At 36.5% G+C, this 10,696-nt stretch carries 9 protein-coding genes and 1 pseudogene; 8 read left to right on the top strand and 2 right to left on the bottom strand.

The window, feature by feature from the left end; all coding sequences use genetic code 11:
- The 4 genes and pseudogenes from D5R40_RS41470 to D5R40_RS26365 form a co-directional block, all read left to right on the top strand.
- Positions 1 to 306: transposase family protein (locus tag D5R40_RS41470; protein WP_275670429.1), on the top strand; the 306-nt coding region annotated here is incomplete at its 5' end.
- On the top strand, positions 275 to 535 hold the full coding sequence (locus D5R40_RS42895) for a transposase family protein (RefSeq protein ID WP_205127487.1): 261 nt from the start codon (positions 275 to 277) through the stop codon (positions 533 to 535). The genes D5R40_RS41470 and D5R40_RS42895, both read left to right, overlap by 32 nt.
- A 188-nt stretch (positions 536 to 723) precedes the next feature.
- Positions 724 to 1,051 (top strand): annotated as a pseudogene (locus tag D5R40_RS40095) (IS5 family transposase); the annotation flags it as partial.
- Positions 1,052 to 1,542: 491 nt separating this feature from the next.
- Positions 1,543 to 1,725 (top strand): hypothetical protein, encoded by a 183-nt coding sequence (locus D5R40_RS26365; protein ID WP_124146536.1) that lies wholly within the window; start codon positions 1,543 to 1,545, stop codon positions 1,723 to 1,725.
- A gap of 383 nt (positions 1,726 to 2,108) precedes the next feature.
- Here the strand turns inward: D5R40_RS26365 and D5R40_RS26360 are convergent, their stop codons facing one another.
- On the bottom strand, positions 2,109 to 2,438 hold the full coding sequence (locus tag D5R40_RS26360) for a thioredoxin family protein (RefSeq protein ID WP_124146535.1): 330 nt from the start codon (positions 2,436 to 2,438) through the stop codon (positions 2,109 to 2,111).
- 320 nt (positions 2,439 to 2,758) lie between these two features.
- Between D5R40_RS26360 and glpX the strand changes: the two genes are divergently transcribed.
- From glpX to D5R40_RS26345, 3 genes are all read left to right on the top strand, one after another.
- Complete coding sequence (gene glpX / locus D5R40_RS26355) at positions 2,759 to 3,796, top strand: class II fructose-bisphosphatase (RefSeq protein WP_124146534.1); 1,038 nt, start codon at positions 2,759 to 2,761, stop codon at positions 3,794 to 3,796.
- 503 nt (positions 3,797 to 4,299) lie between these two features.
- Entirely contained in the window at positions 4,300 to 5,595 is a 1,296-nt protein-coding gene (locus D5R40_RS26350; protein WP_124146533.1) for a glutamyl-tRNA reductase, read from the top strand.
- 187 nt (positions 5,596 to 5,782) lie between these two features.
- Positions 5,783 to 7,087, top strand: a complete 1,305-nt coding sequence (locus D5R40_RS26345; protein ID WP_124146532.1) for an endonuclease NucS domain-containing protein — start codon at positions 5,783 to 5,785, stop codon at positions 7,085 to 7,087.
- Positions 7,088 to 7,803: 716 nt separating this feature from the next.
- On the opposite strand, the gene radA is transcribed toward D5R40_RS26345, so the two are convergent.
- Entirely contained in the window at positions 7,804 to 9,354 is a 1,551-nt protein-coding gene (gene radA / locus D5R40_RS26335) for a DNA repair protein RadA (protein ID WP_124146531.1), read from the bottom strand.
- 164 nt (positions 9,355 to 9,518) lie between these two features.
- Here radA and rpaB point away from each other — a divergent pair, with 164 nt between their 5' ends.
- Positions 9,519 to 10,250, top strand: coding sequence for a response regulator transcription factor RpaB (gene rpaB / locus D5R40_RS26330; protein ID WP_124146530.1), 732 nt, complete (start codon positions 9,519 to 9,521; stop codon positions 10,248 to 10,250).
- The last annotated feature ends 446 nt before the right edge of the window (positions 10,251 to 10,696 follow it).

Raw genomic sequence — 10,696 nt, 5'->3', positions numbered from 1 at the left:
CCAAGTATTTATAGAGCGTTTCCCTGGAGTAGAACGAGTAATTATGGATGGCACAAAACGACCAGTGCAGCGACCAACTCACCCAGAAAAACAAAAACTGAATTATTCGGGAAAAAAAAACGTCACACTCGCAAACATCTAGCAGCAGTAGACCAAAACAAGCGAGTGCTAATATTAACTCAGGCTCGAGAAGGGAAGTTACATGATCAAAAGTTCCATGACCAGCAAAAGGTTATTGGTAATATACCTTTAGAAATTCCAATTGAAGTAGATAGTGGTTTTCAAGGTCTGCACTCGCCAGTATGAAAATATCCGCATCCCCCATAAAAAACCAAAAGCAGGAGAACTAACTGAACAGCAAAAGTTAGAAAACAGAAATTTGAGTCAATCAAGGGTAATATGTGAAAACGCTTTCGCCGGTGTTAAACGTTATGGTGCAGTTAGCCAGATTGATCGTAATCACAAGAGTAATTTTGATGACAAATTAATGTTCACAGCAACTGGATGGCTGGAACTTATAAAGAGGTTGACATAAAAGGTATAGCAATGTGCGCTGGCATATTTACAAATTACAAGAACTGTCCAATAGCTAAAAGTCTTGTATTATCGGTCTTTTATTCCCCCAGATGAGCTGTTGCCAGATGAGCTGTTGCCTGCGCACAGCGCTATATAGTATGCTGGTGAAGAATAACTACAGGAATAACATGCATAGGACTGCTCTAAATGACTAGACGTTATGGCTTGCGAGACGATCAATGGGAACGCATTCAAAATTTATTACCAGGGCGTGAAGGGACTGTAGGGAGGACAGCAACAGACAACCGTCTGTTTGTGGAAGCTGTCTTATATAGGTATAGAACCGGAATTCCTTGGACAGACTTGCCAGAAAGATTTGGGGATTTTCGCGTTGTCCATACTCGTTTTAGTCGTTGGAGCTGTTCAGGGGTATGGGTGCATAGTATTTCAAGCTAAGGCTGAGGATGCAGATCACGAATATGCCATGATCGATGCCACTATTGTTCGTGCTCATACTCGTAGTGCCGGAGCAAAAAACAGTAGTCCACAACAGGAAGATATTAGAGTTGTTGGGAAATAAAAATTTCAAATGCTCAAAAGCTTACTGTATAAGGCTTTCAGGATTTTAAACTTAAAAATAGCTATAAACTTTGACTGATAAGGGTTTTAGCCATTTTTTGTGCTTAATTCCCAACAACTCTATTGGCCGTAGTCAGGGGGGATTAAGCACGAAAATACATGGAGTAGTAGATGCTCTGGGTAAATCCCACTAATTTTTTTTAACTCCAGCTCAAGGGTCTGACTTGGATGGGGCAGATGTTCTATTACCAATGGTAGAAGTGGAAGCGGGAGCGCGGGGACAAAGCTGATGATGCTCAGGAGCGGGTGCCAATCGCCTTTGACTAACAGAGGAATAGAAGTAGTGATTCCTCCCAAAAAAAACCGCCCGTGAACTCCGTAATTACGATGAAATATTGTACAAAGCACGTCTATGAATAGAAAATTTTTTGGCCAAACTCAAACAGTATGGAGTGTTGGCGGAGCAAGTGCGGCAGCTATATCGCTACTAGATACGATCAACGTTCAGTTAACTTTCTAGGAGGAATTCCTACAGGCAGCCTCAGTCATTTTATTGGCGTAGCGATCGCCATCGACCTAGAACATACAAGACCCCTACTTGTCAATTTTTTAATTGATGACACGCCCTAGGATAAAATCTATCTGCTATGACTAATTGACTGCTATACTATTTACACTGATAGCTTCTTACACTGATAGCTTCCTGGTACAACAATCTCATCTTCAGCAATTTGCTAAATTAAAGCAGAAGTAGTATTTCCCAAATCATCGGTATCATAAGTACCATGATGGAAAGCTTGCCAGATATAACTTCAGGCAATTTCTCCATTGGGAGGGATGTTTTCAAAGGAGACTTAGATTTGCCGAGAATCAGCATCTGAAGCATTAGGCATAGCAAAACCAAGGACAGATATAATACTAATAATTGAACTGACCAAGGTTTTGATTTTCATAAAACACTCCTTCAAATAATTGTTTAATCTGTGAACTCCTAAAGATAACAAAGACCTAATTCAATTTAAATAAGGTTCTAACTTATCTATTAACTGTTGTTTTGTCATAGCTCCTTCATCGGAGAGTAATAATTCTTGATTCCGAAATAGTCTAAAGGCAGGGACTCCTTCCACCTGATATTGCTTCACAATTTTAGACTTAGGATCGACTTCCATTTTCACTACTTTGAGGCGATCGCTATATTCAGTGGCCACTTTTTCCATTAAAGGGGACATTAGCCTACATGGGCCACACCAAGTAGCCCAAAAATAAGCTAATACAAGCTTTTCTGACTTGAGGATTTCAGTTTCAAACTGAGAATCATTAATGACAATAACGTTACTACTCACGTTTTTTCCTTTCCATAATTTGCTGACATTTTCTCACAAATGTTGTGGCTATTTATTTTATCAGAATTTGAGTAGGTCAAACTAAATATTTAAGATAACTGAAGCTAGTAAATTTCCCAAACCATCGCTTTCCCTATATCAATCCTTATTTTTAACTTATGTCTTTGTTTCTTTGACTAATGACTGTTTACTATCTGCAATAAAACTTTACATCCTAGATTCCGCACAAAGTCCTAACCTGAACCCTGGCTCTGATAGACTTTAACACTGGGAGAGCTAAATAAAAAAGTTTTCCTCAGCAGTTGGGAGGATAAAAATTCGTGGATAACGTAATTGGTTTAGAAATTATCGAAGTAGTAGAGCAAGCAGCGATCGCCTCTGCTCGTTGGATGGGAAAAGGTGAGAAAAATACTGCAGACCAAGTAGCTGTAGAAGCTATGCGGAAACGCATGAACCAAATTCATATGCGGGGCCGCATCGTGATTGGAGAAGGGGAGCGAGATGAAGCGCCCATGCTCTACATTGGGGAACAAGTAGGAATTTGTACTCAACCTAATGCCAGTGAGGTCTGTGACATAGAACAGCTAGTCGAGATTGACATAGCAGTTGACCCTTGCGAAGGAACAAACCTAGTTGCCTATGGTCAAAATGGTTCTATGGCAGTATTAGCTATTTCTGAAAAAGGTGGTCTATTAGCAGCACCAGATGTTTATATGAAAAAATTAGCAGCACCAGCAGTAGCTAAAAATCATGTAGATATAAACAAATCTGCTACTGAAAACCTCAAGATTATTTCAGACTGCATGGAACGTGCTGTTGACGAATTGGTCGTTGTAGTCATGGATCGCCCCCGTCATAAAGACCTAATTAATGAAATTCGTCAAGCAGGTGCCAGAGTTCGTCTAATTAGTGATGGTGACGTTTCTGCAGCAATTTCCTGTGCATTTTCTGGAACAAATATCCATGCTTTAATGGGTATTGGTGCAGCGCCAGAGGGAGTAATTTCTGCAGCAGCTATGCGTGCTTTAGGAGGCCATTTCCAAGGACAACTGATTTATGACCCAGCTATTGTCAAAACTGGTTTGATTGGAGAAAGCAAAGAAGATAACATGAAGCGACTCAAGGATATGGGTGTTGAAGATCCAGACAAAGTTTACAACGCTGAAGAGTTAGCTTCTGGAGAAACAGTGTTATTTGCAGCTTGTGGTATTACTCCTGGCACTCTGATGGAAGGAGTACGTTTCTTCCATAATGGTGCTCGTACCCAAAGTTTAGTTATTTCTTCTCAGTCAAAAACTGCTCGGTTCGTAGATACTGTGCATATGTTTGGAGAATCAAAAACACTGGAACTGAGATAGAAATTGATAAGCATTCAGCTATTAGTAGTTAACATTCAGCTTTTTAATTAATCAAGCTAGTTGATGTATTTTATCGTACAGTTTATGGCTAATGTCTGATGGCTGAATGCTTAGATAAATAGTATTAGGTAAATGGGGCATTACAAAATATCTCTGTTGAAAAATGACCTTTGAAAAATTACTGCTAAACAGTCAAAATTCATGGCTCATATCAATCAGGATAACCAGGGAATTATTAAAGTTTTGGGGGTAGGTTTTAAATTAAATATTTAGGCGGAAAAGAACTAACCATATATTAAACCTCCCTCAGTTTTTTCACAATTCTAATGATCTTCTGAAACAATATAAATTTTTTAGGCCATTTATCTGTAAAAATGCGCTTAATAATTGTTTTTCAGACCTTATTACACTGAATATTAAGTGCAAGTTTATGAATAAATGGTATTAGACCTCATTTTTTAATTTAATTAAAAATCACAACAAATTAACAAAAGAAAAATTACATGAATATCGCAGTTGTAGGACTTAGCCACAAAACAGCACCGGTTGAAGTTCGAGAAAAATTAAGTATTCCAGAAACACAAATAGAAAATGCCATTACTCAATTATGTGGTGGAACTTATACTCAAGAAGTTGGCATTCTTAGTACCTGTAATCGTTTAGAAATTTATGTAGTTACTAATGAAATGCAGCCTGGTATTCGAGAAGTAACTCAGTTTCTTTCTGACTCTAGTAAAATACCTTTAAATTTACTTCGTCCACACCTATTTATGTTGCTCCATGAAGATTCTATTATGCACTTAATGCGAGTTGCTGCTGGATTAGATAGTCTGGTATTAGGTGAAGGACAAATTTTAGCTCAGGTGAAACAAACTCATAAACTCGGACAACAATATAAAGGTATTGGGCGTATTCTTAATCGTTTATTTAAGCAAGCTGTAACTGCTGGAAAAAGGGTTCGGACAGAAACAAGTATTGGTACTGGTGCTGTTTCTATTAGTTCTGCAGCGGTGGAATTAGCTCAAATGAAATTAGAGGATTTATCTAATTACCGAGTGGCTATTGTTGGTGCTGGTAAAATGTCAAAATTATTGGTGCAACATTTATTAGCTAAAGGTGCAAGCAATATATCAATTATTAATCGTTCTATCGGACGCGCTCAGGATTTAGCAAATAGTTTTAAAGATGCAAATATAAATGTTGATTCTATGTCAGAAATGAGTCAGGTTATTAGTAATTCTGATTTGGTATTTACTAGCACTGGGGCAACTGAACCAATTTTAGATAAGGCTAAATTAGAAGGAATTTTAGCTCCTAATCAATCTTTAATGTTGGTGGATATTTCCGTGCCTCGTAATATTGCTACTGATGTGAGTGAATTGGCAAATGTTCGTTGTTTTAATGTGGATGATTTGAAAGCTGTTGTTGCTCAAAATCAAGAAAGTCGTCGGCAGATGGCGATGGAGGCTGAGGTTTTATTGGAGGAAGAGGTAGAAGCTTTTGATGTTTGGTGGAGAAGTTTAGAGACGGTTCCTACTATTAATTCTTTACGACAAAAAATAGAGACTATTCGGGAGCAGGAATTAGAAAAAGCTTTATCTCGTTTAGGTTCAGAATTTGCGGAAAAACATCAAGAGGTAATTGAGGCTTTGACTAGGGGTATTGTGAATAAGATTTTGCATGACCCAATGGTGCAGTTACGGGCACAACAGGATATTGAAGCAAGGCGTCATGCGATGCAGACTTTACAACTTTTGTTTAATTTAGAACAAGAAATTAGTTCTGGGAAAGTTGTTTAGTTAGTGACTGAGTTTGTTAAGTAGGGTGTGCGTGGCGTACCCTATATTTTGCCTGTTCTTTACATTGAATAAAAAATCATGCGTAAGTCCTGATAACTCCCATTTTACTTATCTTATGATCTTTTTCTTTAACAGTAAGTAACATGACAAGTATAATTTACACATTCTGATTCTTATAAAGAAGTTTATGCCATATTTAAAAGCCAAGCATTTAACTGAAGCTGAGAAAAAGCGGGATGAGAAGGTAGCAAAGTCTACTCGTAATTTAGTCTTGATCAATGACAAAATTAAATTTCAGTCAGAAGAAGATTTAGAAAATTATATAGAGGAAAATTTTAACCAAATTTTACCAGGCTTAGTTTTGATTAAGCGTCAGCATACTATTAATACGCAAAGATGTGATTTACTATGCTCTATTAAATCAGTTAAGCAACCTGTGATAATTGAGTTAAAAAATGAAGAGGATAGGAATTTAATCTCTCAGCTTACTCGGTATAGGAAAGCTTTACTGATAGAAAAGCCTTTTCCAGAACAAATAGATTATTCATTACCTGTGAAATTAATAGCGATCGCTCCAACTTTTCACGAGGATAATTATACAGATCAAGAAGCTTCTAAATTCGAGAATGATTTTTGTCTGTGGGAGTTTAGTATTGATATTGAGCAGGGTAAAGATATTGCTCAATTTAATCTTTCAGGAAAAACTTATGATATTCCTTATCCTATATTTGGCTTCCCAGGAAAAATTTTAAACTCTGAATCTTATAGTAAAAGTTTACCGACTTTTGCTTGGGAATTTTATTTTAGACTAGACCAAAAATACAAGAAAGATTTTCAAGGGTTACGAAATCAATTAATTGTTCAACCAAAAATTAAAGAAATGGTTAGCACGAGCTATAGAAAAGTATTGTATGGAACAGGTGAGGGAAAAAATCATAAAAAGTTAGCAGAAATTACTAATACTCCTGGAAAAGATTTATGTTTATTTCTGTGGTTACCGACATCTGTAGATACAAAGTCAGAGAAACCAGTAGCAAGATGTGGATTTGTTTTAAAAAATTCTAGTAATTCTTTATCTAATGATTCTGTTGTTGAGTGGTTAGTATCAACTAAAGAAACTTTGAATAATAAAAATACACCCGATATTAATTCAGAAGTAGCTGCTTATGGTAGAGATGGTACATTAAAGTGGAGTAGAGCGAATTTATATTTAGGTAACGTGACTTTTCGTTATACCCAAGACCCTGTTAAATTAGATGAATGGAAAAGAGTAGCTAAAACATCTAGTTCTAAAGTATTAAATCAAATTGTTAATTCATATCAAAATAATCCGACATTCTGGTTACTAATGTATGTTTTAAAAGGTGTGACACCAAAAACTATTACTGATGAAGATAGAATTTGGTGGGAGTCATATAAAACAAAAACTCCTATACATTTAGGTTGGTATATTGATTTAGCTCTAAAAACTTGGAATTATAAGATTAAGTAAAGTAGCTAATTTACTTAATCCCTTTTTTGGAAATAAATTTATGCCATATCTCAAAGCTAATATTTCATCGCAGATCTCTACAGAATAGACACCTCCGAAAAATATATAGACTTTTTGTAAAAGTAGGGAAAAGGGAAGATTTTTTGAGGAAAAAAACACGGAAAATTATTTTGTGAGTAACTTTTACAACCCTAGTTTATAGTAAATAAAGGGTAAGTTTATTTTCTGGAAATGTCTAATAAAATAATTATCTCAAAAAAAGATTGTAGATATAGTTCTCCTTATAGGGGGAGGTTTTAAACCCATTTTTTCATTTAAATCCTCCCTACAACCATACATTTAAGAAAGGTTAAGAGCAGCACGAGCCTCAAGTAGTGCATCTCTGAATTGATAGCTAGCTTCAACGATTTTTCTTCGATCCTGATTGGTTAAAGAGCTGTAAGGAGTAGCTGCTACCTGGTTAGAGGAAAAGGACCGAGGACCGAGTCAGAAGAAACGGGGAATTTAGAGGAGGTAAAAGTAAGAATTGTCCCTCAATTTTTCTGTCCTTGATTTGCCCAAAATGCTAACTTTTTGAACGTTTTAGACTAAAACAAGGGCACTTTTTGGGAATCTCATAAGCCTAAAACCTTTATCAGTCAATACTTTGATAGTTAATCAGCAAACCCTATTTACTCCTTCTTTCTTCTTCCTTCTTCCTTTTAACAACAAAATCCTCAATTCTCCATAGTTAGAGGTTGCGCTGGAATCGCAGCAATAATCGCATCAATCACCTTAGCAATAGGTAAAATATGCATACCTAAATCCGGCGTTTGTTGACCTTTCGGAATAATTGCCCTCTTAAAACCTAATTTTGCAGCTTCTCTTAACCTTAATTCCAACTGAGATACAGGTCGTACTTGGCCACCTAAACCAACCTCTCCCAGCAAAATAATCCTGGGGTCAACTACCCGATCGCGAAAACTAGCCACTACTGCAATAGCAACTCCCAGGTCTGCGGCAGGTTCTTCTACACTCAACCCACCCACTGTCGCCACATAGGTATCCAACTTTGATAAAGGAATACCTACCCGTTTTTCCAACACTGCCAAAATCTGTTGCAACCTACCACTATCAATTCCAGTAGTAGAACGTCGAGGCGCACCATGACTCGCTGGACTTACTAAAGCTTGAATCTCTACAACTATTGGGCGAGTACCTTCCATCGATACAACTGTAGAAGTTCCTGAAGAATACTCATCCCTACTTCCTAAAAATAACTCTGAGGGATTCAATATCTCTTTTAAACCATTCGCCACCATTTCAAATACTCCAATTTCGTGAGTAGCGCCGAAACGATTTTTCATAGAGCGCAACAGACGGTGGGAGGCAAAGCGATCGCCCTCAAAATACAAAACCGTATCTACTAAATGTTCTAAAACACGGGGACCTGCTAAAGCACCATCTTTAGTGACATGACCGACTATTAATAAAGTAATATTTTCCCGCTTTGCTACTTGCATTAATGCGGAAGTACATTCCCTCACCTGAGCAACTGAACCAGGAGCGGAGGTCAGCGAAGCAAAATAAATTGTCTGAATACTGTCAATTACTGCTAAATATGGTTTGAGAGATTCCAACTCTCTCAAAATTACTTCTAAATCTGTTTCTGGCAATAAAAATAAATTTTCGTGAGAATCTGTAGTGGAATCTTTTATAGTTTCAGAATTGCTATTACTTTCTTGATTTTCATTTGAGGATAAATCTTCATCCATCTCAACATTTGAAACATTATCCTTATCCTCTTGCTCTACTTCATTGAGATTAACAATTAAACGTTGCGAACGTAATTTAACCTGTTGTCCAGACTCTTCCGCTGATACATACAAAACCCGACATCTACTAGACAACTGATTCGCCACCTGTAACAAAAGGGTAGATTTACCAATACCAGGTTCTCCACCAATCAAAACCAAGGAACCAGGAACAATTCCACCACCAAGCACTCGGTCTAACTCTTCAAACCCAGAAGGCATTCTGGACAAACTTTGGTCAGAAATCTGGGATAATAGAAAAGATGCCCTTGGTTGACCAGAAGACTTATCTGATTCAGATGCTTGACTGCCCCCAATATCAGTCAGTCCCAATCTTTGTAGAGCAGCAGTAGTTGATTTTTCTATCTCTTCTGTAAAAGAATTCCAAGTATTACAGCTAGGACATTTGCCCAAAAATTGGGTAGACTCATATCCACATTCTCCACAAACATACTTTATTTTCTGTTTTGGCATTTCTTAAAATAATTTAATATTCACTCGCAAATATAAAAAAGCCTAAAGTTTCACTCATCCTAAGCTAAGGAGTAATACATAATGGTAATTTCTATTGTTATTTTGATGATAGAGTTAAAAAAATTAATATAATTATAAATCTAAATGAAGGAGTGTTAGGAAAAGTGGAAAATCATAAAGAAAAAATATTGGTTGTTGATGATGAGGCAAGTATCCGTCGTATTTTAGAAACTCGGCTGTCAATGATTGGTTATGATGTTGTCACCGCTGCTGATGGAGAGGAAGCTTTAGTAACTTTTCACAATGCGGAACCCGATCTGGTAGTATTAGATGTGATGATGCCAAAATTAGATGGTTATGGTGTATGTCAGGAGTTGCGAAAAGAATCTGATATTCCCATAATTATGCTAACTGCTTTGGGAGATGTTGCAGATCGAATTACAGGTTTAGAGTTAGGTGCTGATGACTATGTTGTTAAGCCTTTTTCTCCAAAAGAATTAGAAGCAAGAATTCGTTCTGTATTACGTCGAGTTGATAAAAATGGTGCTTCTGGCATTCCTAGTTCTGGTGTTATTCAGGTCAGCACTATTAGAATTGATACGAATAAGCGTCAAGTTTACAAAGGAGATGAACGAATTAGACTTACTGGTATGGAGTTTAGTTTGTTGGAGTTGTTGGTAAGTCGTTCTGGAGAACCTTTTTCTCGGTCTGAGATTTTGCAGGAAGTTTGGGGTTATACTCCGGAGCGCCATGTAGATACGCGGGTAGTGGATGTTCATATTTCTCGACTGAGGGCTAAGTTAGAAGAAGATCCAAGTAATCCAGAATTGATTTTAACTGCGCGGGGTACTGGTTATTTATTTCAACGTATTATTGAGCCTGGTGAGGTTGGTTGAAATATAGTTACAGTCAAATCAAAGGCTAAAAAATGGGTAGTCCTAAAGATTTAAGGATATTAGTTGCTACATTCCTTTAATTATAAGAAGGTAGACTATAAAAATCATTACTTGTTTAGTACTACTAAAAAATGCTAGTTATTCAGTAACTTTAAAAATTACCTTATCGGTATCTAAATTTATATTTTTCTTTACTGGTTTAATACCAATTCCTAAAAATAATGCTATTTTTATTGAATACTTCAGTTATTAAGTAATGATAATTGTTCATTAATTTTTTTAGCAATTATTTGTATAAAGTCAAGATATCTTATTCGTAATTTACCGAATAATTAAGGTTAAAAGCCTCTCCTTTAAAGGATAAAAAAGAAAAAAAATCATGCTCCGTGTCATATCAAATCCGGTTAAATAACCTCACAATCAATAGCTTACAATTCTGATTATAA

It is taken from the genome of Okeania hirsuta, from assembly GCF_003838195.1.
Lineage (GTDB): Bacteria > Cyanobacteriota > Cyanobacteriia > Cyanobacteriales > Microcoleaceae > Okeania > Okeania hirsuta.
Note: the sequence above shows the minus strand (reverse complement) of the source record. Positions and strands in the feature narration are given on the sequence as shown.

Bases quoted from the DNA above. Each gene is read 5' to 3' on its own strand.
- D5R40_RS26365 (WP_124146536.1), top strand. From the start codon at position 1,543: ATGGAGTGTTGGCGGAGCAAGTGCGGCAGCTATATCGCTACTAGATAC.
- D5R40_RS26350 (WP_124146533.1), top strand. From the start codon at position 4,300: ATGAATATCGCAGTTGTAGGACTTAGCCACAAAACAGCACCGGTTGAA.
- D5R40_RS26345 (WP_124146532.1), top strand. From the start codon at position 5,783: ATGCCATATTTAAAAGCCAAGCATTTAACTGAAGCTGAGAAAAAGCGG.
- radA (WP_124146531.1), bottom strand. From the start codon at position 9,354: ATGCCAAAACAGAAAATAAAGTATGTTTGTGGAGAATGTGGATATGAG.